General features: G+C 72.7%; 21 protein-coding genes and 1 riboswitch. Of the genes, 12 read left to right on the forward strand and 9 right to left on the reverse strand.

Annotation, left to right across the window (positions count from 1 at the left end; translation table 11 throughout):
* The first annotated feature begins 36 nt into the window (after positions 1–36).
* Genes ACZ6BG_RS22870 through otsB form a run of 3 tightly spaced genes read left to right on the forward strand, consistent with a single transcriptional unit; the run spans position 37 to position 2,527 of the window.
* Positions 37–1,308: an extracellular solute-binding protein gene (locus tag ACZ6BG_RS22870; protein WP_469004281.1), complete on the forward strand. Its 1,272-nt coding sequence runs from the start codon at positions 37–39 to the stop codon at positions 1,306–1,308.
* Positions 1,309–1,338: 30 nt separating this feature from the next.
* Complete coding sequence (locus ACZ6BG_RS22875) at positions 1,339–1,662, forward strand: DUF3263 domain-containing protein (protein ID WP_469004283.1); 324 nt, start codon at positions 1,339–1,341, stop codon at positions 1,660–1,662.
* A 16-nt stretch (positions 1,663–1,678) separates the two neighbouring features.
* Positions 1,679–2,527: a trehalose-phosphatase gene (otsB, locus tag ACZ6BG_RS22880; RefSeq protein ID WP_469004285.1), complete on the forward strand. Its 849-nt coding sequence runs from the start codon at positions 1,679–1,681 to the stop codon at positions 2,525–2,527.
* Between the two features lie 132 nt (positions 2,528–2,659).
* Here otsB and ACZ6BG_RS22885 read toward each other — a convergent pair whose 3' ends face one another.
* Positions 2,660–4,054, reverse strand: a complete 1,395-nt coding sequence (locus ACZ6BG_RS22885; protein WP_469004289.1) for an alpha,alpha-trehalose-phosphate synthase (UDP-forming) — start codon at positions 4,052–4,054, stop codon at positions 2,660–2,662.
* A 176-nt stretch (positions 4,055–4,230) separates the two neighbouring features.
* Complete coding sequence (locus ACZ6BG_RS22890; RefSeq protein WP_469004293.1) at positions 4,231–5,214, reverse strand: glucosyl-3-phosphoglycerate synthase; 984 nt, start codon at positions 5,212–5,214, stop codon at positions 4,231–4,233.
* 131 nt (positions 5,215–5,345) lie between these two features.
* Positions 5,346–5,497, forward strand: a riboswitch (SAM riboswitch).
* Between ACZ6BG_RS22890 and thrC the strand changes: the two genes are divergently transcribed.
* The 7 genes from thrC (at position 5,491) to ACZ6BG_RS22925 (ending at position 12,661) form a co-directional block, all read left to right on the forward strand.
* Positions 5,491–6,813 (forward strand): threonine synthase, encoded by a 1,323-nt coding sequence (gene thrC / locus ACZ6BG_RS22895; protein ID WP_469004296.1) that lies wholly within the window; start codon positions 5,491–5,493, stop codon positions 6,811–6,813. Its footprint overlaps the riboswitch before it by 7 nt.
* A gap of 114 nt (positions 6,814–6,927) precedes the next feature.
* Positions 6,928–7,203, forward strand: coding sequence for a ubiquitin-like small modifier protein 1 (locus ACZ6BG_RS22900; RefSeq protein WP_150169311.1), 276 nt, complete (start codon positions 6,928–6,930; stop codon positions 7,201–7,203).
* 420 nt (positions 7,204–7,623) lie between these two features.
* Positions 7,624–7,827 (forward strand): cold-shock protein, encoded by a 204-nt coding sequence (locus ACZ6BG_RS22905; RefSeq protein ID WP_005315736.1) that lies wholly within the window; start codon positions 7,624–7,626, stop codon positions 7,825–7,827.
* A gap of 388 nt (positions 7,828–8,215) precedes the next feature.
* The gene (gene groL / locus ACZ6BG_RS22910) at positions 8,216–9,838 is read left to right on the forward strand and encodes a chaperonin GroEL (protein ID WP_468457422.1); all 1,623 of its coding nucleotides are present in this window, start codon (positions 8,216–8,218) and stop codon (positions 9,836–9,838) included.
* A gap of 173 nt (positions 9,839–10,011) precedes the next feature.
* On the forward strand, positions 10,012–10,509 hold the full coding sequence (locus ACZ6BG_RS22915; protein WP_469004299.1) for a SigE family RNA polymerase sigma factor: 498 nt from the start codon (positions 10,012–10,014) through the stop codon (positions 10,507–10,509).
* On the forward strand, positions 10,502–11,050 hold the full coding sequence (locus ACZ6BG_RS22920) for a hypothetical protein (RefSeq protein ID WP_469004301.1): 549 nt from the start codon (positions 10,502–10,504) through the stop codon (positions 11,048–11,050). Before ACZ6BG_RS22915 ends, ACZ6BG_RS22920 begins: the two co-directional genes overlap by 8 nt.
* A gap of 159 nt (positions 11,051–11,209) precedes the next feature.
* Positions 11,210–12,661 (forward strand): mannosyltransferase family protein, encoded by a 1,452-nt coding sequence (locus ACZ6BG_RS22925; RefSeq protein ID WP_469004303.1) that lies wholly within the window; start codon positions 11,210–11,212, stop codon positions 12,659–12,661.
* A gap of 66 nt (positions 12,662–12,727) precedes the next feature.
* On the opposite strand, the gene ACZ6BG_RS22930 is transcribed toward ACZ6BG_RS22925, so the two are convergent.
* The 3 genes from ACZ6BG_RS22930 to ACZ6BG_RS22940 all read right to left on the reverse strand — a co-directional run bounded on the left by ACZ6BG_RS22930 (position 12,728) and on the right by ACZ6BG_RS22940 (position 16,133).
* The gene (locus ACZ6BG_RS22930) at positions 12,728–13,969 is read right to left on the reverse strand and encodes a lipase family protein (RefSeq protein ID WP_469004307.1); all 1,242 of its coding nucleotides are present in this window, start codon (positions 13,967–13,969) and stop codon (positions 12,728–12,730) included.
* 155 nt (positions 13,970–14,124) lie between these two features.
* Entirely contained in the window at positions 14,125–15,075 is a 951-nt protein-coding gene (murQ, locus tag ACZ6BG_RS22935; protein WP_469004309.1) for an N-acetylmuramic acid 6-phosphate etherase, read from the reverse strand.
* Positions 15,076–15,203: 128 nt separating this feature from the next.
* The gene (locus tag ACZ6BG_RS22940) at positions 15,204–16,133 is read right to left on the reverse strand and encodes a MurR/RpiR family transcriptional regulator (protein WP_469004312.1); all 930 of its coding nucleotides are present in this window, start codon (positions 16,131–16,133) and stop codon (positions 15,204–15,206) included.
* 120 nt (positions 16,134–16,253) lie between these two features.
* Here ACZ6BG_RS22940 and ACZ6BG_RS22945 point away from each other — a divergent pair, with 120 nt between their 5' ends.
* Both ACZ6BG_RS22945 and ACZ6BG_RS22950 read left to right on the forward strand, forming a co-directional pair.
* Positions 16,254–16,640 carry a hypothetical protein gene (locus tag ACZ6BG_RS22945; protein ID WP_468457410.1) on the forward strand — a complete coding sequence of 129 codons (387 nt, stop codon included), beginning with the start codon at positions 16,254–16,256 and terminating at the stop codon, positions 16,638–16,640.
* Entirely contained in the window at positions 16,637–16,918 is a 282-nt protein-coding gene (locus tag ACZ6BG_RS22950; protein ID WP_469004314.1) for a DUF4031 domain-containing protein, read from the forward strand. The genes ACZ6BG_RS22945 and ACZ6BG_RS22950 overlap by 4 nt, the downstream gene beginning before the upstream one ends.
* Before the next feature lie 75 nt (positions 16,919–16,993).
* Here the strand turns inward: ACZ6BG_RS22950 and ACZ6BG_RS22955 are convergent, their stop codons facing one another.
* The 4 genes from ACZ6BG_RS22955 to ACZ6BG_RS22970 are packed head-to-tail and all read right to left on the reverse strand — an operon-like array spanning position 16,994 to position 20,831.
* The gene (locus tag ACZ6BG_RS22955) at positions 16,994–18,253 is read right to left on the reverse strand and encodes an ABC transporter permease (protein ID WP_469004316.1); all 1,260 of its coding nucleotides are present in this window, start codon (positions 18,251–18,253) and stop codon (positions 16,994–16,996) included.
* Positions 18,250–19,050 (reverse strand): ABC transporter ATP-binding protein, encoded by an 801-nt coding sequence (locus ACZ6BG_RS22960; RefSeq protein WP_469004318.1) that lies wholly within the window; start codon positions 19,048–19,050, stop codon positions 18,250–18,252. Before ACZ6BG_RS22960 ends, ACZ6BG_RS22955 begins: the two co-directional genes overlap by 4 nt.
* Positions 19,047–20,108, reverse strand: coding sequence for a peptidoglycan-binding protein (locus ACZ6BG_RS22965; RefSeq protein ID WP_469004320.1), 1,062 nt, complete (start codon positions 20,106–20,108; stop codon positions 19,047–19,049). Before ACZ6BG_RS22965 ends, ACZ6BG_RS22960 begins: the two co-directional genes overlap by 4 nt.
* Positions 20,109–20,831 (reverse strand): hypothetical protein, encoded by a 723-nt coding sequence (locus tag ACZ6BG_RS22970; protein ID WP_469004323.1) that lies wholly within the window; start codon positions 20,829–20,831, stop codon positions 20,109–20,111.
* Positions 20,832–20,864 lie beyond the last annotated feature (33 nt).

The raw sequence follows: 20,864 nt of genomic DNA on the forward strand, positions 1-20,864 counted from the left end.
GCGGTTCTGTACGTACGACGAGGGTGGGAAACAGCAGTGCAGCGGCGCGTGACAGGTCTGACCGCGGCGGTGGCCGCACTGAGCATGACGGCGCTGCTCGCCGGCTGCGGCGGCGACTCCGGGGACTCCGGCGACGTCACCCTCAAGCTCGTGGCCGCCGACTACGGCGACTCCTCCGCCAACAGCTCCAAGAAGTACTGGAGCGAACTGACGAAGAAGTTCGAGGCCGACCACCCGGGCATCAAGGTCGATGTGACCGTGCACTCCTGGACGGACGTCGACCGCGAGGTCAAGGAGATGGTGAAGGACGGGAACGCCCCCGACCTCGCCCAGATCGGCGCGTACGCCGACTACGCCGCGCGGGACAAGCTGTACTCCGCCGACGACCTGCTCTCCATCCCCACCCAGGCCGACTTCCTCGCCCCGCTCTCGAAGGCCGGCGAGGTGAACCGGGTGCAGTACGGCATGCCGTTCGCCGCGTCCACGCGCCTGCTCTTCTTCAACGAGAAGCTGTTCAAGAGCGCCGGGATCAAGCCGCCGCAGAGCTGGACCGAACTCCAGGCCGCCGCCCAGAAGCTGAAGGCGCGCGGCGTGAAGATCCCCTACGCGCTGCCGCTCGGCCCTGAGGAGGCGCAGGCCGAGACGATGCAGTGGCTGCTCAGCGGGGGCGGCGGCTACACCGACAACGTCGGCTCGTACGACATCGACTCCAAGCAGAACGTACAGACCTTCGACTGGCTGAAGAACGAGCTGGTCGGCAAGGGCCTCACCGGCCCCACCCCGCCCGGCGAGCTCGACCGCGCCGAGGCCTTCGCCGCGTTCACGCGCGGCGACGTCGGCATGCTCAACGGGCACCCCACACTGATGCAGATGGCCTCGAAGAAGGGCCTGAAGTACGGCATGGTGCCGATGCCCGGCGTCAACGGCAAGGCCCAGTCCACGATGGGTGTCGCCGACTGGATGATGGCCTTCAAGCAGAACGGCCACCGCAAGGAGATCGGCGAGTTCCTCAACTTCGTCTACAGCAAGAAGAACGTCCTGGACTTCTCGCGCGAGTACGACCTGCTGCCCGTCACGACGTCGGCGTCGCAGGAGATGACGGACGACAAGCAGGACTCCGCGAAGCTCGGCCAGTTCCTGGAGGAGCTGCCCGCCTCGCAGCTGTACCCGGTCGACAAGACGTCCTGGGCGCAGGTCTCCGTGCAGATCAAGAAGTACATCGGCAAGACCGTCGACAAGAACGGCAGCCCCGAGTCCATCCTCGGGCAGATCGAGTCGAAGGCGGACGCGGAGGAGAGCGCGCAGTGACGCGGGGGCGCCGGGGTTAGCGTGGGCGTCATGACGGACGACGCGCAGGCCGGTCCCGGCGGGCCTCCCGGGCCGGGTGAGCTTCCCGGGCCGGGCGAGACCCCCGGCCCCGGCGAACTCTCCGGCCCCGGCGAACTCTCCGGCCGGGCCAAGGCCGTGCTCGCCCTCGAGCGGCGCAACTGGGCCGGGCCCGGCGCCAAGGAGCGGGCCGTCCGGGAAGAGCTGGGGCTCGCCCCCGTCCGCTACTACCAGATCCTGAACGCCCTCCTCGACGACGAGCGGGCCCTCGCCCACGATCCGGTCACCGTGAACCGACTGCGACGGGTTCGACAGGCGCGGCGCGCCGAGCGTTGACGTTAAGGTCTGGCCCATGGGTGACCCGACGCACTCCCTGCCGCAGCCGCTCACTCCCGCCGGGCGGGACGGCCTCGCCGCGCTTCTGGCCCGGCCCGAACGTGCCGTGATCGCCCTCGACTTCGACGGCACGCTGGCGCCGATCGTGCCCGACCCCGAGCGGGCGCGGGCCCATCCCGACGCGGTGCCCGCGCTGGCCGCGCTCGCCCCGAAGGTGCGTTCCGTGGCCGTCGTCACCGGTCGGCCCGCGGGCGTCGCCGTCCGCTACGGCGGGTTCGCCGGGGTCCCCGGGCTCGAACACCTCGTCGTGCTCGGGCACTACGGGGCCGAGCGGTGGGACGCCGTCACCGGGACCGTGCAGGCCGCCGAGCCGCATCCCGGTGTCGCCGCCGTGCGGGCCGAACTGCCCGGGTTCCTGGACGCGATCGGGGCATGGCGGGGGACCTGGATCGAGGAGAAGGGGCGGGCTGTCGCCGTCCACACGCGGCGGGCCCTGGATCCGCAGGCCGCGTTCGACGCGTTGCGGGGGCCGTTGGGGGAGCTGGCCTCCCGGCACGGGCTGATCGTCGAGCCGGGGCGGCTCGTCCTCGAACTGCGGCCGCCCGGCGTCGACAAGGGGGTCGCCCTCGTCGACTACGTACGTGAGGTGGGCGCCGAGTCCGTCCTGTACGCCGGGGACGACCTCGGGGACGTGCCCGCCTTCACGGCGGTGGACAAGTTGCGGTCGGACGGGGAGGCGCGGGGGCTGCTGGTGTGCAGCGGGAGCCCCGAGGTCGCGGACCTCGCCGACCGCGCGGACGTAGTGACCGCGGGTCCTGCTGGCGTGGTCGCCCTCCTGTCGGCTTTGGCAGCCCAACTGCCCTGAGGGCGGGGCCTGTTGGGCCTATGCCCTTCCCTCGTCGTAAATGACGCCGTCGGCCTGGGCTGCGCCCGCCCTCCCCCCTGCTCCTTGAGAGCTTGGGGGAGGGTGGGTGATATCCGGCGCGGAGCGGCGGGGTCAGGGGGTGGTCAGGGACTGGAGTTGGTCCAGGAACCACTGGGGCGGGGGGAGGGCGGTGGCGGCCGCGGCCAGGCGTTTGGTGCGCTCCTCGCGTTCCGCGCGGGGCATCAGGAGGGCCTCGTGGAGCGCCGCGGCCGTCGCGGACACGTCGTACGGGTTGATGGTGAGCGCGTCCTCGGAGAGCTCCTCGTGGGCCCCGGCCTCCCGGGAGAGGACGAGCGCGCAGCCCTCGTCGGAGACGACGGGGACCTCCTTGGCGACGAGGTTCATGCCGTCCCGGATGGGGTTGACGAGGGCGACGTCGGCGAGCCGGTAGGCGGCGAGGGAGCGGGCGAAGTCGTCCTTGACGTGGAGGACGACCGGCGTCCAGCCGTCGGTGCCGTACGCGGAGTTGATGGCGTCGGCGACCCGCGCCACCTCCGCGGTGTAGTCGCGGTAGACGGCGAGGTCCTGCCGCGACGGGTAGGCGAAGGCGACGTGCACGACCCGCTCCCGCCACTCGGGCCGCTCGGCGAGGAGCTGTGCGTAGGCGTGCAGTCCGCGCACGATGTTCTTGGACAGCTCGGTGCGGTCCACCCGGACGATGACCTTCCGGCCGGGCCCGATCTGCTCCCGCAGCGCGGCAAGGCGCTCCTCGACGTCGGGGCGCCGCGCCCGCTCCCGCAGGAAGTCCGCGTCGGCCCCGAGTCCGTGCACCCCGATCCGGGTCCCGGACGTCCCGCCGAGGACGGCCACGCAGCACGCGGTGAAGGCGTCGGCCCAGCGCCCGGTGAGGAAGCCGAGCCGGTCCGCGCCGAGCATCCCGCGCAGGAGCCGCTCGGCGATGTCGTCGGGAAGCAGCCGGAAGTAGTCGACGGGCGCCCAGGGCGTGTGCGAGAAGTGCCCGATGCGCAGGTCGGGGCGGAGTTCGCGCAGCATGCCGGGGACAAGCGCCAGGTGGTAGTCCTGCACGAGGACGGCCGCGCCCGGCGCCGCCTCGTGCGCGAGCGCCTCGGCGAAGGCCTGGTTGTACGTCTCGTACGCGGCCCACTGGGCGCGGAACTCCGGCCCGAAGGCGGGTTCGAGGGGCGTCTGGTACAGCATGTGGTGCACGAACCAGAGCACCGAGTTCGCGACGCCGTTGTACGCGTCGGCGTGCACGGCGGCGTCGATGTCGAGCATCCGCACCCCCGGCTCGCCGACCCCGCGCCGCACGGCCTCCCGGTCGCCGTCGCCGAGCGCCGAGCACACCCACAGGGCGTCGGCCTCGTCGCCGATGGCGCTGAGCCCGGAGACGAGCCCGCCGCCGCCGCGCTTGGCGTCGAGCGTCCCGTCGGGGCCGAGGGAGTACGTCACCGGGCCGCGGTTGGACGCGACGAGGACCTGGGCTGCGCCCGCCTGCTGGGAAGCCATGTGCCGAAACCTAGCCGCTCGCGGAAACGCTCAAACGTATGGCCGGGGAACGTCACATCCCTGAGCGGCCCTGCCTGAGACGTCCCCTCCGCGCCCCGCGCGCGAACGGCGGGCGGGCCGTATACGACCTGCCCGCGGCCCCCGGCACAGCCCGCCCGGCGCCCCCGCCCACCCCCTCAGGCCACCCGCCGCTCCGCGTACTCCGCCACCTCCGCCATCGGCGGCCGCTCCTCCGTGTCCACCGCGTACGTCCGCGGCTCGAAGCCGTGCTCGCCGCGGACGAACTGGGTCAGCTCGGGGCGTACGAGATGGGCGCGGGCGAGCCGCAGCTGCGCGGTGCGGTAGATCGCCGCCGCCATCCGGCCGAGCGCCTGCCCGTCCTGGTGCCGGTGCCTGCGCACCCCCACGTCGACCTGCGCGAGCGCGTCCAGGCCCACGGTGTGCAGCGCGTCGACGAGCAGGCCGAGCTCCACGCCGTACCCGACGGGGAAGGGGAGGCGTTCGAGGAGCGACCTGCGGGCCGCGTACTCGCCGCCGAGGGGCTGCACGAAGCCCGCGAGCTGCGGCCAGTGCATGTTCAGCAGGGGCCGCGCCATCAGCTCGGTGACCCGGCCGCCCTGCCCGGCCGTCGCGCCGGACGCCGGGCCGTCGGCCGCGGGGCCGTCGGACACCGTCATCGGGCGGTCGTACATCGCCTTCACGAACTGCACGTCCGGCTCCGTGAGGAGCGGCCCCACGATGCCGGAGACGAAGTCCGCCGAGAACTCCTTCAGGTCCGCGTCGACGAACGCCACGATGTCACCGCGGGTGACCAGCAGGGAACGCCACAGGACCTCGCCCTTGCCCGGCACGGCGGGCAGCCGCGGCAGGATCGCGTCCCGGTGCACCACCCGGGCCCCGGCGGCCGCGGCCACCTCGGCCGTGCGGTCCGCGGAGCCGGAGTCGATCACCACGAGCTCGTCGACGAGCGGCACCCGCTCCATCAGCTCCCTGCGGATCTCGGCGACGATCCCGCCGACCGTCTCCTCCTCGTCGAGGGCGGGCAGCACCACGCTCACCGAGGTGCCGAGGTCACGCTTGGCGGCTGTCAGGGCGCCGGGCGCTCGGTCGGCGACGGACCAGGAACGCCTGCTCAGCCAGCGCTCGACCTCTTCCAGCACGCGCGTCCTCCCGGTTGTGATCCATCTCGCGCATCGGACGACTATCTCAAGGGTCCAAGGCTTCGGTTACAGTCTTGAACAACGCCGGTGACCATCGCATGTCGGGGGTCCCGGGCGTCACAATCGAATACCGCTCATCCAGAGGGGCAGAGGGATACGGCCCGTTGAAGCCCCGGCAACCCTCCAGCCGGTCTCGTCGCCGCGAACGCGCGCCGCGAGGCTCCCGGCTCGGGAAGGTGCCAATTCCGTCTCGTGGCGAGATGCGCCGCGAGGAAGATGAGGAGAAAGGGCCTCGCCTCCATGGCTGTGCAGACTGTCGCCACCACCACGCCTTCCGCGGACACCGTCGATCTCGGACCCGCTTCCGGTCTCTCCTGCCGCGAGTGCGGAACCCGCTTCGACCTCGGCCCCATCTTCGCCTGCGCCGAGTGTTTCGGACCCCTGGAAGTCGCCTACGACCTTCCCCTCGGCGACCCGGAGGGCCTGCGCAAGCGGATCGAGTCAGGACCCGCCAACATCTGGCGGTACGCCCCGCTGCTTCCCGTCCCCGCCGACGTGGCCGACAAGCCGAACCTGAACCCGGGCTGGACCAAGCTCGTCAAGGCCGACAACCTCGCCGCCGAACTCGGCGTCGAGCAGGGCAAGCTGTTCATCAAGGACGACTCGGGCAACCCCACGCACTCCTTCAAGGACCGCGTCGTCGCGCAGGCGCTCGAAGCCGCGCGCGCCTTCGGCTTCACCACCCTGTCCTGCTCCTCCACGGGCAACCTCGCCGGTGCCGTCGGCGCCGCCGCCGCCCGCGCGGGCTTCCGCTCCTGCGTGTTCATCCCGCACGACCTGGAGCAGGGCAAGGTCGTCATGGCCGCGGTGTACGGCGGGGAGCTCGTCGGCATCGAGGGCAACTACGACGACGTGAACCGCTTCTGCTCCGAGCTGATCGGCGACCCGCTCGGCGAGGGCTGGGGCTTCGTCAACGTCAACCTGCGGCCGTACTACGGCGAGGGCTCCAAGACCCTCGCGTACGAGATCTGCGAGCAGCTCGGCTGGCGCCTGCCCGACCAGCTCGTCATCCCCATCGCCTCCGGCTCCCAGCTCACGAAGATCGACAAGGGTCTGAAGGAGCTGATCGCGCTCGGCCTCGTCGAGGACAAGCCGTACAAGATCTTCGGGGCGCAGGCGGAGGGCTGCTCGCCGGTGTCCACCGCGTTCAAGGCGGGCCACGACGTCGTGCGGCCGCAGAAGCCGGACACCATCGCCAAGTCCCTGGCCATCGGCAACCCGGCCGACGGGCCGTACGTCCTCGACATCGCGCGCCGCACGGGTGGCGCGGTGGAGGACGTCGACGACGAGCAGGTCGTCGACGCGATCAAGCTGCTCGCGCGCACGGAGGGGATCTTCGCGGAGACCGCGGGCGGGGTGACCGTCGGCGTCGCGAAGAAGCTGATCGAGGCCGGCCTCATCGACCCCTCGCTCACCACCGTCGTGCTCAACACCGGGGACGGGCTCAAGACGCTCGACGCGGTCGCCGAGACGTCCCAGGCGACGGCCACGATCAAGCCGAGCCTCGACGCGTTCCGCTCCGCGGGGCTTGCCGGTTAGTCGCCGTAGGGCCTGTGGTCCGCTGCCGACCGCGGGTCGTGGTCCGTCCTCGCGCAGTTCCTCGCGCCCCTGACGGGGCGCTCCCCGTCCTCCCCGTACCCCTGAGGTGAACCCATGAGCGTCAACGTCCGCATCCCCACCATTCTTCGCACCTACACCGGCGGCAAGGCCGAGGTCGCCGCCGAGGGGGCGACCCTCGGTGAGGTCATCGCCGACCTGGAGAAGAACCACACCGGTATCGCCGCCCGGGTCCTGGACGACCAGGGCAAGCTGCGGCGGTTCGTGAACGTGTACGTGAACGACGACGACGTGCGGTTCGAGCAGGGTCTGGAGACCGCGACGCCGGACGGCGCCGGGGTTTCGATCATTCCCGCCGTCGCCGGCGGCTGAGCGCACGCAGAGTCACCGGGACTGCCCCCTCCGCGAGAGAAGCGGAGGGGGCAATTCTGTATGGTTGAGCGCGGTACAGTTGGGAATGGAGCGCCGTTTCCGGCGTACGCAGTGCCGCGCGCATATTCGAAGTCGGCCGCGGAGCCGACAAGAAGTAGCCAAAGTGTCCTGCCTATTTGAGCCCTATGCGGCATTTGTCGGGCCCGACTTGCCCTGAGTTCCGTGGAATTCTCCGGGAATCTCCGATAGCGCGTGCCCAGAATTCTCGTCCGATTGACCTGTTGCAGAGGGCAGTTGGACAGATACATTCAGCCGCGGTCGACGCGTTCCGGCGCACACCCCCAACCCATGGGGGGTGAGGTCTGACCCGGGTCCGCGAAGTGCGGGTCTGCGCAAGGGCCAGTAATAGGGGAGTTAGGCATGGCTCAGGGCACCGTCAAGTGGTTCAACGCGGAGAAGGGATATGGCTTCATCGCGGTCGACGGTGGTGCGGATGTATTCGTCCACTACAGCGCGATCCAGATGGACGGCTACCGCACCCTGGAAGAAGGTCAGCGAGTCGAGTTCGAGATCTCGCAGGGCCAGAAGGGTCCGCAGGCGGACATGGTCAAGCTCGCCGTCTGAGCGGCTTGACGCGATCGGCCACCGACGCGACGCAGTAGACGTAGGGCCCGCACCCCGGGAACGGGGCGCGGGCCCTACGTCGTTCCGAGATCGGGGTGTTGCGCCGGGGCGCGGGTGTCTCGCGCGGGAGCCGGGGGCGACCTTGCGCCCGCCCGTCTCCCGACCGCCGCCCCTCATCGTCGCCTCTTCGAGGCGACCTTGCACTCTAGGGGGTCGAGTGCTAATCATTGGCGTTAGCACTCTACGAGTGAGAGTGACAGAACTTGGATCGGGTCGGTGAGGTCCGCAGGCCGGGTGGGGCAAGGAACCACACGGCGCGCAGGCCGTCCGTCGCGGGCACCAGCACGGTCCGTTTGCTTTTCCACCCCGTCCGGGAGGACCACTTCACATGGCCAAGATCATCGCGTTCGACGAGGAGGCACGGCGCGGCCTCGAGCGCGGCATGAACCAGCTCGCCGACGCCGTCAAGGTGACCCTGGGCCCCAAGGGTCGCAACGTCGTCCTCGAGAAGAAGTGGGGCGCCCCCACGATCACCAACGATGGTGTGTCCATCGCCAAGGAGATCGAGCTCGAGGACCCGTACGAGAAGATCGGCGCCGAGCTGGTCAAGGAGGTCGCGAAGAAGACGGACGACGTCGCCGGTGACGGCACGACGACCGCGACCGTCCTCGCCCAGGCGCTCGTCAAGGAAGGCCTGCGCAACGTCGCGGCCGGCGCCAACCCGATGGCCCTCAAGCGCGGCATCGAGAAGGCCGTCGAGGCCGTCTCCGGCGCCCTGCTCGAGCAGGCCAAGGACGTGGAGACCAAGGAGCAGATCGCTTCCACCGCCTCCATCTCCGCCGCCGACACCCAGATCGGCGAGCTCATCGCCGAGGCCATGGACAAGGTCGGCAAGGAAGGCGTCATCACCGTCGAGGAGTCGCAGACCTTCGGTCTCGAGCTTGAGCTCACCGAGGGCATGCGCTTCGACAAGGGCTACATCTCGGCGTACTTCGCGACCGACATGGAGCGCATGGAGGCGGCCCTGGATGACCCGTACATCCTGATCGTCAACTCCAAGATCTCGAACGTGAAGGACCTCCTTCCGCTCCTCGAGAAGGTCATGCAGTCCGGCAAGCCGCTGCTGATCATCGCCGAGGACGTCGAGGGCGAGGCCCTGTCCACGCTGGTCGTCAACAAGATCCGTGGCACGTTCAAGTCCGTCGCCGTCAAGGCCCCGGGCTTCGGCGACCGCCGCAAGGCCATGCTCGGCGACATCGCCATCCTCACCGGTGGCACGGTCATCTCCGAGGAGGTCGGCCTCAAGCTGGAGAACGCCGGTCTCGACCTGCTCGGCCGCGCCCGCAAGGTCGTCATCACCAAGGACGAGACGACCATCGTCGACGGCGCCGGTGAGAGCGACCAGGTCCAGGGCCGCGTCAACCAGATCCGCGCCGAGATCGAGAACAGCGACTCGGACTACGACCGCGAGAAGCTCCAGGAGCGCCTGGCGAAGCTCGCGGGCGGCGTGGCCGTCATCAAGGCCGGTGCCGCGACCGAGGTCGAGCTCAAGGAGCGCAAGCACCGCATCGAGGACGCCGTTCGCAACGCGAAGGCGGCCGTCGAGGAGGGCATCGTCGCCGGTGGTGGCGTGGCCCTGCTGCAGGCCTCCTCGGTCTTCGAGAAGCTGGAGCTCGAGGGTGACGAGGCCACCGGCGCCGCCGCTGTGAAGCTGGCCCTGGAGGCCCCGCTGAAGCAGATCGCGGTCAACGCCGGCCTCGAGGGCGGCGTCGTCGTGGAGAAGGTGCGCAACCTGACCGTCGGTCACGGCCTGAACGCCGCGAACGGCGAGTACGTCGACATGATCGCCGAGGGCATCATCGACCCGGCGAAGGTCACGCGTTCCGCCCTGCAGAACGCCGCGTCCATCGCCGCGCTGTTCCTCACCACCGAGGCCGTCATCGCCGACAAGCCGGAGAAGGCCGCCGCGGCCGCTCCGGGCGGCATGCCGGGCGGTGACATGGACTTCTGATCCCCTCGAGGATCGGCGGTTCGTCGCAGTACGCGAACGAGGGCGGCACTCCCTGTCTCAGGGGGTGCCGCCCTTCGGCGTTCCCGGTCCGGAAGAAATCTCGCGACCGGTGTCAACCGGACGCACCCCCGCCGGTCTAGAGAAGGTGTACCGACCAGATGGGGAGCACGTCATTGACCGCTGAGGAGTTCGAGGAGTTCTACGCCCACGCGGTCCGACGGCTCACCGGCCAGCTGTACGTGATGCTCGGCGACCTCCAGGAGGCGCAGGACGTCGTGCAGGAGGCGTTCGTCAAGGCATGGAGCAGGCGTGGGCGCCTGGTGAAGGAGGCTTCGCCCGAGGCGTGGATCCGCACCGTGGCCTGGCGCCTCGCCGTGCGCCGTTGGCACGGGCGGCGGCGCACCGAGCAGGCCTGGCAGCGGCACGGCGGCGCGCCGCCCGCGGGCGCGCCCGACCCCGGTTCCGTGGTCCTCGTCGAGGCGCTGAAGGGGCTGTCCCCGCAGCAGCGCAGGACGGTGGCGCTGCACTACATCTGCGATCTGTCGGTGGAGCAGATCGCCGCGGAGACGGGCCAGTCCACCGGCACGGTCAAGACGCATCTGTCCCGGGGGCGGGCCGCACTGGCCGACCGCTTGCAGGACCCTCGTACCCAGGAGGCGCACGGTGACTGAGCACCACCACGACGATCCGCTGGCGGACGCGCTCAGGGAGTTGGCCGCGGCGGCGGAGCGCGGCACCGACCCGGCGCCCGCGCCCGTGGTCACGGCCCGCGGCGAGCGGGTGCGGCGGCGCAGGTTCGCCGTGCTCGCGGCCGGCGCCGTGCTGCTGTGCGGCGGCATGGGCGGCGCGGTCGCCGCCGGGCTCGCCGGGTCCGAGGAGCGGGTGTCCCCGGCCGACACCCGCGCCCCGCGCCCCGCGCCCTCCTCCGGCGACCCCGTGCCCGACCCCACCGACACCTCGTCCTCGCCCGGCCCGACCGAGACCACCGAGCCCCCCGACGCCAGCGGGCCGCCCACCACCACCGGCACCTCCGGCAGTTCGGCCGACACCGACACCGACACCGACACCGGCGCCGACCCGAGCCGCTCGCCGACGCACCCCCCGAGCACCCCGCCCCCGACCACCGGCACCCTGGGCGCGACCGAGACTCCGTACCGGGGCGCGCGGACCACACCGCCCCCGACGTCGGACACGACGGACGACCCCGGCTGATCCCCCGGGCCCGTGACGCGCTCGCCGTGGCACCCCGGCCCGTAGCCGCACCTCGCCCGTCACCGCCACCCGCCCGTAACCGGCACCCCCGCAGCACCCCCGACCGGCGGCGCACCGCGCGCCGCCGGGCGATTTCGCGCGCCCGAACGGAGACCACGCATGCCCGCGGCACCGGCGACCACCGCCACCCGGCCCTCCCCGCGCCCGCCCTGGCCCGACGTCCGGGAGCGGGAGCGGCGGCGGCCCGGTGGCGGGCGGGCGGTGCTGCGGCGGCTCGCGGGGCGGCTCGACGCGACCGACCGCTTCGTGCTCCAGGTGTATCTGGGCACGCGGGTGGGGCTGTTCGTCACCGGGTACTGCGTGGGGTGGCTGTTTCCCGCGAACTCCCGTGCCAAGAAGGCGCCCGGGCTGTTCTCGGTGTGGGAGCAGTGGGACTGGACGCACTTCCGGCACATAGCGGAGTACGGCTACTTCGGGCCCGCGCCGGGGTACGCGGACGGCCTGGAGAACGAGGAGGCGTTCTTCCCCGGGTTTCCGCTGGCGCTGCGGGCGGTGCGGCTCGTCGTGCCGGACTGGGTGGCGGCCGGGCTGCTGATCTCGCTGGTCTCGGGCGCGGTCGCGATGCTGGCGCTGGCCCGGGTGGCGAAGCTCGCGGGGGTGGGCAGGGGCAGGCGCGGTGGTGCGGGGGTGGGCAGGGGTACGGGCGGTGGTGCGGGGGTGGGCGAGGGCAGGCGCGGTGGTGCGGGGGCGGGCAAGGGCACCGGTGTCGGTGCGGGGCCGGGGGCGGGGACGGACAAAGGCGCGGGCGGGGGCACGGGTGCCGGAGTGGGGCCGGGGGCGGGGACAGTGGTCCGGCTCGGGGGCGCGGAGGCCCTCGCCCGGCGTGCCGTCCTCGTCGTCCTCCTCTCGCCCTGCGCCGTCTTCCTCGCCGCGGGCTACTCCGAATCCCTCTTCCTCGCCTTCGCGTTGCCCGCCTGGCTCGCCGCCAGGTCGGGCCGCTGGCGGCTCGCGGCGACGCTCGCCGCGTGCGCCACGGCGACCCGCGTCAGCGGCCTGTTCCTCGCCGCCGCCCTGGCCGTCGACTTCCTCCTCGCCCGGGACGGCCGCCGCGACTGGCGCCGACTGCCCTGGCTGGCGCTGCCCGCGCTGCCCGCGCTCGCGTACACGCTGTACCTGTACGACCGCACCGGCGACTGGATGGCCTGGAAGCACGCCCAGGAACGCGGCTGGTACCGCACCTTCCACCCGCCGTGGGAGGCCTGGGGCAACACCTGGAACGCGGCGTTCGACGGCCGCTGCTCCACCGGGTACGCCCTGATGTCCCAGGTCGAACTCGCCGCCATGGTCGTCGGGCTGGCGCTGCTCGGCGGGCTGCTGTGGCGCGGGCGGTGGCCGGAGGCGGCGTACATCGCCCTGAACCTGTGGGCGCTCGGCACCTCGTACTGGTACACGTCCGTGCCCCGCGCGACGCTGCTGTGGTGGCCGCTGTGGACGGGCCTGGCCGCGTGGAGCCTGCGGGCGCCGTGGCGCGCGTACGCGGGCCTGTGCGTGCTCGCGCCGCTGAGCACGCTGTTCGCGGTGACGTTCCTGTCGGGGAGATGGGCGGGCTGACCCCCGTGCCCGCGGCGGCAGCCGCCCCGCGACGGCCGCCACCGCGGGCGGGTGCCCGCCCTTCGGCTACGGCAGGCGGTCCAGGATCCAGGTGCACAGCTCCTCGGTGATGTGGGTGTGGGGCTCGTTGTGGGAGGCGACCTTGAACTCGTCGAGCTCGCTGTCCTCGGGGGCGAGGGTGCCGATGTCGGTGTAGAGGTCGTCCTGCGTGTGGACGTCGCGGATGGCGACGGCGCTGACCGCGGGCACGAAGCAGTGCTCGCGGACGGGCACGTCGACGCCGAGGCCGAAGACCTGGTTCAGGCTGTCGGCGAGGATGCCGAAGCCCTCCAGGGTGCCGCCGGGCGCGCCGTCGAACTCGGGCAGGCCGGAAGTGCGGATCTCCGGCTTCTTCAGGGTGATGACGCGGAGCGTGGCCACGAGCTGGTCGTCGCCCGCGGACTGGGTGTTGAGGTCGGTGCCGACGATGCCGATGCCCTTGCCCTTCACGGCGTCCACGCCGGGCCGGATGCCGTTGCCCTCACCCGTGCCGACGCCGTTGGCGACGCCGATCTTCCGGGGCCGCCGCGGCCAGTGGTGGACGCGCCCCAGCTCGGCGAGGAACTCCTCGCGTTCCTTGTCCGGGGCGGGGCTGTCCTGCCACTCGGCGATGTGCTGGGCGAGCAGCTGCCGGGCGGCGGGGCTGTTCATCTGGTTCGAGAACCGGGCGTCGAGCTTGCGGATGTAGTGCGCGAAGGCCTGCAGTCCGATGGGGATCCAGGCGCCGCGGTGCGGGCTGTCGTACGAGAAGTAGAGCTGCGTCTCGTGGTCGTCCCCGTCGGGCTCGGCCTCCATCCTGGCCAGGGCGTACCGCGTGACGAGTCCGCCCATGCTGAAGCCGCCGACGGCCAGCGGGTGCTTGCCCACGCGCTCGGCGTTGGCGCGCCGGATGGCGGCGATCGCGGCCTGCGCGTTGTCGAGGATCGACGCGCTGCGCTCCTGGAAGCCGACCAGGACGACGTCCCTGCCGCGCCTGCGCAGTTCGCTCAGGAGCGGGTACGCGGCGCTGAACTCCAGCGCGTTCCAGGAGAACTCGGCGGTGCTCGGCCCCGTGTTGAAGCCGTCGGCGAGGAGCACGGGGCGGGTCAGGGCGCTGTTGCCCTCGCCCCGGTACACCCAGGCGGTGCCGCCGGGCAGCTCCCAGACGTCGTGCGGCACGGGCGGGAGCTGGGTCGGGGCCTCCCGGGGACCCGGGGCGAGAATGATCGGCGGCGCGGCGCGCAGGGCCTCCTGGGCCTGGGTTTCGGTGGGCGCGTTCTGCTCGGGCATGCGCGTTTCCCTCCCTTGAGCGTCACCAGCTGACGGTCAAGGGCATCCTCGTGAGGGCCCGTACGCTCCGTAAGATGACTTTCGCGCCGTAAATCCGGAGTCCACCAGGCCCCAACAGCCCCTGTGGCATACGGGAGTTCACTTCGTGCGGGAGTTCACTTCGTACGGGAGTTGTCGAGCGCCGCGCGGAGGTGGCCGTTCGACTCGTCGAGGAGGCGGGCCGCCGTGGGGCCGTCGACGGAGCCGAGGAGGGTGAGGATGGCGTTCTTGACCTCGCCGTCGGTGGCCGTGAGGGCCGCCTCGATCTCCTCGTCGGAGGCGCCGGTGGCGAGGGCGACGATGCGGCGGGAGCGGGCGCGCAGCTTCTCGTTGGAGGCGCGCACGTCGACCATCAGGTTCCCGTACGTCTTGCCGAGGCGGATCATCGTGATCGTCGACAGCATGTTGAGGACGAGCTTCTGGGCCGTGCCCGCCTTCAACCGGGTGGAGCCGGTGAGGAGTTCGGGCCCGACGACGACCTCGATGCCGTGCTCGGCCGCGGCGGCGAGGGCGCTGTCGGCGTTGCAGGACAGGCCGATGGTCAGGGCGCCGCGGGCGCGGGCGTGCTCGACGGCGCCGATGGCGTAGGGCGTGCGGCCGGAGGCGGAGACGCCGACCACGGTGTCGTCGGCGGTGAGGCCGAGCGCGTCCAGGTCCGCGGCGGCCAGGTCCTTGCGGTCCTCGGCGCCCTCGATCGAGGTGATCACGGCGGAGGGGCCGCCCGCGATGAGGCCGACGACGTCGCCCGGGTCGGTGTTGAACGTCGGCGGGCACTCGGAGGCGTCGAGCACCCCGAGCCGCCCCGCGGTGCCCGCGCCCGCGTAGACGAGCCGCCCGCCGCGGGCCATGCGCTCGGCGGTCGCGTCGATGGCGGCGGCGATCCGCGGCACCTGCGCGGCGACGGCCGTGGGCACGGAGGCGTCCTCGCCGTTCATGATCGCGGCGATCTCCGCCGTGGGCAGCCGGTCGATCTCGGAGAGCTCGGGCCGGAACGCCTCGGTGGTGAGGGTCTCCAACTGGGCACGGAGTTCGCCGTAGGCGGCGGGCCCTGTGGGCGTGGAGGTCATAGGGGTGCGGCTCTTTCGGGGGAGGGGATACGGGCGGGGTGCGGTGCGGCGGTGGGTATTGATAGCCCGTCCGGCGCTTGAGGACGAGGCCGAAGGCCGATCGGCGCCCGCCCACGCCGAGGGCGCTGTCAACGACTGCCGGCGCCCCCGCGAGGGCTGTGCCGGTGGGCCAGAGCCTCGTACGAAGCGGCGAGCGCGGGCGCCGCGGTCTCATAGGTCCGCTGAGCCACACCCACGAACAGGCAGTCCACGACCAGGAGCTGACTGGTCCTGGAAGACATCGCGGCGGGCCGCAGCTCGCTCTCGCGGGCGGTGGACGTGGTCAGTATGTGATCGGCGTACTGGGAGACGAGGCCGTCGGGCCGTCCCGTGATCGCGACGGTGGTCGCGCCGTGCTCGAAGGCGACCCGCAGCGGCTCGATGACGTCACCGGTGGACCCGGAGTGCGTGATCGCGATGGCGACGTCCTTGGCGCGGAGCGTCACCGCGTTGGTGACGGCCAGGTGCGGATCGGAGTGCGCGTGCGCGACCTGCCCGATGCGCAGCAGCTTCTGTACGAGGTCCTGGGCGACGAGCCCGGACGCGGCGACGCCGTACACCTCCACGCGGCGGGCCGCGGCCAGCGCGCTGACGGCCGCGCCGAGCTGGACGGTGTCGAGCCCGGCGGCGGTGTCGGCGAGGGTCTGCTGCTCGTCGTAGGCGAGCTTCGCCACCACGTCCGCGATGGGGTCGTCCACGGCGATGTCGGCGGTGACGGCGGGGGCGCGGCCCGACTGCTGCTGGGCGGCGAGCCCGGCGAGGGCCAGGCGCAGATCGCGGTAGCCGGGGTAGCCGAGGAGGCGGGCGGTGCGGACCACCGTGGCCTCGCTGGTGCCGGTCAGCTCGGCGAGACCGGTGACGGTGAGGGCGGCGGTGCCTGCCGGGTCGCCCGCGACGGCCTCGGCGACCCGCTGCATGGAGCGGGTCATCGACGGCGCGAGCGTGCGGACCTTGGCCGCGAGGGCGGCCGGGGCCGGGGGCGCTCCGCCCACGAAAATTTCCTTCACGTCATGGGTCACTCTTGAAAGATATTTTCGGGCCCGGGGCGGGTCAAGACCCCCGACGTCCCCGGGCCCGCGGGGCCCGGGCCGCCGTCGCCCCCGGACCGCCCGGCGCGCGGCGGGGCGCACAATGGCTGTATGGACTCCTCCGCATCCTCCGTCCCCGTCGGCCCGCTGGAGCGGGCGCTGCACGCGGCCCGCGCGCTCGTCCTCGCCGACCTGGTCGCGGACGAGGTCGCCGAGCCGGACGTGGTGTCGTTCGTCGAGGATTCCGTGGCGCAGCGCCGCTGGTGGGTCGAGCAGTGGCCCGAGGGCGTCGACTTCGTCGCCGGGCTCGTCGCGCAGGACGTGCAGGACGCCCTCCTGGAGCGGTACGGACGCTGGCCGCTGTGCCCGGTGTGCGGCTCGGGCGACCCGCACGCGCTGGACGTGGAGCCGGAGTTGGGCGCCGATCCGCACTGGGTGTGCGCGAAGGCGGGCGTGACGGTCGCCGCCGTCGGCTCGCTCGGGTCGGTGCGCCGGTGACCCTCTACATCGACCCGCCCGTCTGGCCCGGCCACGGCCGCCTGTGGTCGCACCTGGTCAGCGACGTCTCGTACGAGGAACTGCACGCGTTCGCCGCGCGGATCGGCGTGCCGGAGCGGGCCTTCGAGCGGGACCACTACGACCTGCCCGCGCACCGGTACGGGGACGCGGTGCGGGCGGGGGCGGTCGAGGTCGGGTCCAAGGAGCTGGTGCGGCGGCTGACGGAGGCGGGGCTGCGGCGGCGCAAGGGGCGGGAGACGTCAGAGCGGGAGGCGTAAGGGCCGGGGGGCGTAGCGGCCCGACGGCACGGGGGCCGGGGGCGCGTGTCCGGGCCCAAGGCGCTGGGCGCCCCCTCACGTGGCGTTCAGGGCGACCGTCGGGTGCAGCCGCGAGGCCCGTACCGCCGGATAGAGACCCGCGAGCACGCCGATGAACAGCGTCGCCGCGAACCCGGCCGCCACCGACCACGGCGGGACCACCGCCGTCCAGCCCTGCGCGAGGGCGAAGCCGAACGTCGCCACTGTCCCGAGCGCCGCGCCCGCCGCGCCGCCGAGCGCCGAGAGCAGCAGGGACTCCGTGAGGAACTGGAGCCGGACCGCGTTCCTGGTGGCGCCGAGCGCGCGCCGCAGGCCGATCTCCTGGCGGCGCTCCAGGACCGAGATGACCATGGTGTTGGCCACGCCGACCCCGCCGACCAGGAGCGCCACCGCGCCCAGGCCGAGCATCAGGCTGGTCAGGCCCTTGTCGGTGGCGGCCTTCGCGGCGAGCGCGTCCGAGGGCCGGGAGACCTTGACGGACCCGTCGGAGCCGGGGCTGACCGTGCGGGCGAGGACGGCCCTGACGTCCTCGACCGTCCCGTCCGGGGACCGCTCGAAGATCATCGAGGGGTGGCCGTCGAAGCGGAAGTGCTTCGCCGCGGCCGGGAAGCCGATCATCGCGACCCGGTCCAGGGTGGGGACGAGCTCCACGGGCTGAAGGATGCCGACCACGACGACGTACTCGTCGTTCATCATGATCTTCCCGCCCGGCTCGGTGATGCCGAGGCGCTCCGCGGCGACCGAGCCGAGGACGGTGACGGGCAGCCGTTCGTTGGCCTTGTTCAGCCAGATCCCCTTGGCCACGCGGGCGTTGAGGGCGTCGAGGAGGTCGGTGCGGGCCGCCTGGGCGGTGACGCCCGCCGTCCGCTCCTCGGGCACCACGTCGCTGCGCCGGATCCTGGCGTCGACGTTCCCGGTCGCCGTGGCGTGCTGGACGGGCCCGACGCGCTCGACCATCGCCACCGCCGACTTCGGCAGCTTCAGCTCCCTGCCCTGTCTGTCCTCGCCGGCCTCGACGGTGAGGAGGTTCGTGCCGAGCCGGTCCAACTGCGCCATCAGGTCCGACTTGCTCGACTGGGACAGGCCCACCACGGCGACCATCGTGGCGATCCCGATGGCGATGCCGAGGGCGGACAGGACGACCCGGGCCCGCCGGGCGCGCAGGCCGACGGCGCTGAGGCGCAGGATGTCGCGGGGCGCGAGCGGGGAGGGCCTGAGCCGGGAGGGCTTGGGTCGGGAGGGCCTCAGCCGGGGCGGCTTGCGTCGGGACGGCTCGGGCCGGGGCGCGGGCGTCATCGTGACATCGCCTCCTGGCAGCGGGAGTCGGACACGATCTCGCCGTCCCGGAACCGGACCCGGCGCGGCAGCGAGTCCGCGATCTCCTGGTCGTGGGTGATCACGCAGATCGTCGTGCCCGCCGCGTTCAGCTCGTGCAGGAGCTCCATGACGACCTCGCCGGACGCGCTGTCCAGGGCGCCGGTCGGCTCGTCGGCGAGCAGCAGGTCCGGGTCGCCGACCAGCGCGCGGGCGATGGCCACGCGCTGCTTCTCGCCGCCGGACAGCTCGGCGGGCCGGTGCCCGAGGCGGTGGCCGAGCCGGACCCGCTCCAGGGCGGCGCGGGCGCGGGCGCGGCGCTGTCTGCGGGGCACGCCCGCGTACAGGAGTCCGTCCGCGACGTTGTCGACGGCGTCGCGGCCCGCCGCCAGGTGGAAGTGCTGGAACACGAAGCCGATGTGGCGGGCGCGCAGCGCGGACAACTGCGCGTCCGACAGGCGCCCCACGTCGTACCCGGCCACGCGGACCGTGCCCGCCGTGGGCGCGTCGAGCGTGCCGACGACGTGGAGCATCGTGGACTTGCCGGACCCCGAAGGGCCGACGACGGCGAGGAGTTCGCCCGCGCCGACGGTGAGGCTGACGCCGCGCAGGGCGTGCACGTCACCGGCGTACGACTTGGTGACGTCGCGCAGTTCGACGACGGGGGCGCAGCCGACGGGCGCGGAGCCGGGTGTGGGGTCGGACGAGGGGCCGGACGAGGGGCCGGACGAGGGGTCGGACGTGGAGCCCGGTGCCGAGCCGGGCGTGGAGTTCGTCATTCCGTGGCCACCCCCACCGTCAGCCCCTCCTTGATCCGGGGGCCGCTGACCTCGATGCGCCCGTCGGCCGTCATCCCTGTCTCGACCCGCACCATCCGGGACGTGCGGCCCTCGACGAGCTGGAGGCCGTAGCCGCCGTCCGTGCCGCGCAGCGCGACGACCGCCTCGACCGGGACGGTCAGGACGTCCTCGCGGCTCTCGCTGACGAACTTCACGCTCGCCGTGGCCCTGGCGTCCTCGCCGGAGGCCGCCGCCGCGCCGCCGTCCAGGGAGACCTCGACGGTGATGGTGTCCCCGGCCTCCTCCTCGCCGGAGCCCTCCGGCTTGACGGTTCCGGTGACCCGGCCGCGCTTGGTGGTGCCGCTGGGCAGGGCCACCTCGACCTTGGTGCCCCTCGCGGTGAGCGAGGCGTCGGTCTGGTCGAGCTGGGCGCGGACGACGGGCTTGGTGGAGGCGACGGTGAGGGCGGCCGTGTCCGGGCCGACCTGGTCGGCGAGGGCCGCGTCCGCGCGGACGACCTTGACCTGCTCGGGCTGGAAGACGACGTCCCCCTTGCCGACCCTGCCGGTCGGCGTCCGGTTGAGGGACCTCTGCCACCGCTTGACGGCGGCGGCCGTGGCCCGGTCGTAGCGCGGGTCGACGTACAGGCCGCCGCCGTAGCCGAGCGCGACGAGATTGCGCTCCAGTTCCAGTACGTCGCTGCCGCGGGCGCTGACCTTCATCTCGCGGAACGCGGGCACCGGGCCGTACAGGAGCGTGACGGGCTTGTCGTCCAGCTCGTAGAGGGCCTGCCCGCGGGTGACGGTGGCGCCCTCGCGGGCCGCGACCGTCACCGTGCCGGGGACGGCGGACTTCACGGCGCGGCGCCGCGCGTAGTCGATCTTCCCGTCGACGGTCTTGGACAGCACGAGGTCGGTCCGGGTGACGGTGGTGGTGGCGGGCGGCCGCTCGGACCGGCCGCCGCCCGCGTCGCCGCCCCCGTACGCCAGGGCGCCCGCGCCCACCGCCACGGCGGCCGCGGCGACGCCGCCGACGAGGATTCCCGTACGCCGCTTCATCTACTGCATCCCGTCCAGGCCCTCGAGCAGCTTGCCCTTGCACGCCTCGCGGGCCTGCTTGTACGCGGGTGAGCCCTGGTCGAGCGCCGGGTCCGCGGGGCTGGGGTCGCCGCCGGGGACGACGTTGCCGCCGGACATCGTGGGGTTGGTGAACTTGGAGACGCCGTTGTCGCGCATGCACTTGGCGTGCGCCAGCATCGACTCGTAGTCCTTCTGCGCGTCGCGCTTGGGCGCCAGGTCCGAGGCGGCGACGAACTCGTCGGCGCAGACGCCGTTCTTGCCGCCCTTGTACTCCTCGCCGTGGCCCTTCGGGTCGACGATCTTGTCGATCTTCGACCAGTCCAGGTAGCCGCTCAGCTTCGGGTCGGGGTAGTCCTTCAGGCCGCCCTTGGTGCGCATGCAGCGGACGTAGGTCAGCTGGGCGTCGTAGAAGGCGCTCTTGCCCTCGGTGGCGGGCTTGGAGTCGTCCTTGCCCTGGCCGCCGTCCTTCCCCTCGCCCTTGCCGGAGGCCCCGTCCGCGGTCGGCTCCTCGGGGGCGGAGGCGACCCCCTCGTCCTTGACGCCGTCCTCCCCGCCGCCGCAGGCGACGCAGAGGGCGAGGAGGGGGGCGGCGACGGCCGCGGCGACGCGGAGGCGGGTGGTGCGCCGGGACGCCGTGCGCCGGGCGGCGGGGCTCAGGGAGCTTCGGGCGGCGGAGCCCCGGGAAGCGGTGTGGATGCTCATGCGGACCACCGTCGGGCCCGTACATGGTGGCCG

The organism is Streptomyces sp. NPDC041205, assembly GCF_055591765.1.